Origin of the sequence: Mesorhizobium sp. M7A.F.Ca.US.007.01.2.1, from assembly GCF_003998165.1 — a bacterium.
In the GTDB taxonomy this organism is placed as follows: domain Bacteria; phylum Pseudomonadota; class Alphaproteobacteria; order Rhizobiales; family Rhizobiaceae; genus Mesorhizobium; species Mesorhizobium ciceri.
In genome coordinates, this window is sequence record NZ_RZQP01000468.1 from 1 (window position 1) to 1,477 (window position 1,477).

2 protein-coding genes and 1 pseudogene are annotated in these 1,477 nt (G+C 60.1%); all 3 read left to right on the forward strand.

Annotated features, from left to right (window positions below; genetic code table 11):
- On the forward strand, nt 1-422 hold a 422-nt coding region (locus EN949_RS35180), incomplete at its 5' end, for a flagellar hook-length control protein FliK (RefSeq protein WP_164782674.1).
- A complete protein-coding gene (locus EN949_RS35185; RefSeq protein WP_050580446.1) occupies nt 352-939 on the forward strand; it encodes a transglycosylase SLT domain-containing protein in 588 nt (195 codons plus the stop codon). The genes EN949_RS35180 and EN949_RS35185, both read left to right, overlap by 71 nt.
- A gap of 223 nt (nt 940-1,162) precedes the next feature.
- Nucleotides 1,163-1,477: pseudogene (locus EN949_RS35190) on the forward strand (response regulator transcription factor); the annotation flags it as partial.

Below are 1,477 nucleotides of genomic sequence, written 5' to 3' on the forward strand. Positions count from 1 at the left end.
AGATCGAACTTCACCCTGCCGAACTCGGCATGGTGACGGCCAATCTTCGCCTCTCCGGGGAACAACTTTCGATTGAGCTGAAGCCTGAAACACACGATGCCTATCGTCGGCTGTCCGCCGACAGCGAGGCCATCGTCAAGTCGCTGCGAGGGCTCGGCTTCGAGGTTGACAAGGTCACGATACTGCAACCTTCGGTAGCAGTTCCCGCTGCAACCCGGACGGATGCAACCGCTCCGTTGGCGGCGGCAACAGGCCGCGATCCAGCATCCTTTCAACCGGGGAATTCGGGCGGCGGCAATGGTGGAGCCGGCGGCCAGCAACCGGGTCAGCAATCCTCAGGGAACCGCAACGATGACGCGCAGGACTACGGCCGCGGCACTTCGCCTTCTCGCGAGCGCGCTGGCGGCGATATCTTTATCTAGCACGGTAACAGCTGCCGCAGCCGCGACCAACCCTTGCGAGCCGGAAATCCTGCGCGCCGCCGACCGCTATGGCGTTCCCGCCGGCATCCTTTATGCCGTTGGCCTGACGGAGACCGGCAACAAGGGCAGCCTTCAACCCAACGCTTTGAATATAGAGGGAAAAGCAGTCTTTCCCAGGAGCCGGACCGAGGCCCTTGCCGCCTTCGCCAATGCCCGGCGCGAGGGCAAGACCCTGATCGATCTGGGCTGCATGCAGATCAATCACCACTACCACGCATCGCATTTTCGCAGCGTCGAGGACATGCTCGACCCACGTCAGAACGTCGACTATGCGGCGCGCTTCCTGGCCAGTCTTCATGCCCGTCACGAGACCTGGTCGATGGCCGTGGCCCGCTATCATGCCGGCCCCGACAATGACCCGGCGCAGAAGATCTATGTCTGCCGCGTCATTGCCAACATGGTCGCCACCGGCTTTGGAAAATGGACCGCGAACGCCCGCGGATTCTGCAACCCATAAGCGCATTTTCCATTACTAATAGACCTAACACACAACCCCGAATTGTTGTTCTGGCCTGGCCAAAACTTGGCGCCGAATGCGTATCTGGCTGCACGCTAATGCAACCGATACGATTCCAGACTCCCAAGAAACTAGCTACAAGAAATGACGGTTGTTCAGGATTCTCGCCAGCGGATAGGCCTCTCTTCACGGGGCAAATGATTTGATTCGGAAGGCGGGGCCGATGATTGTGATCGTTGACGAGCGCGAGCTCGTAACAGAGGGATACAATTCACTTTTCGATCGTGAGGGCATCGCCTGTGCAGGCTTTGCATCCGGCGAATTCGGTGAGTGGGTGAATTCGGCCGCCGACACCGATCTGCGCTCGGTCAGGGCCTTCCTCATCGGCGATTGCCGCGAAGGTTCCATCTCTCCGCGCCAGATCCGCGACCGCACCGGCGCCCCGGTGATTGCGCTGAGCGAACAGCATTCGCTGGAGAACACGCTGCGGTTGTTCGAGAGCGGCGTCGATGACGTCATTCGCAAGCCCGTCCATATT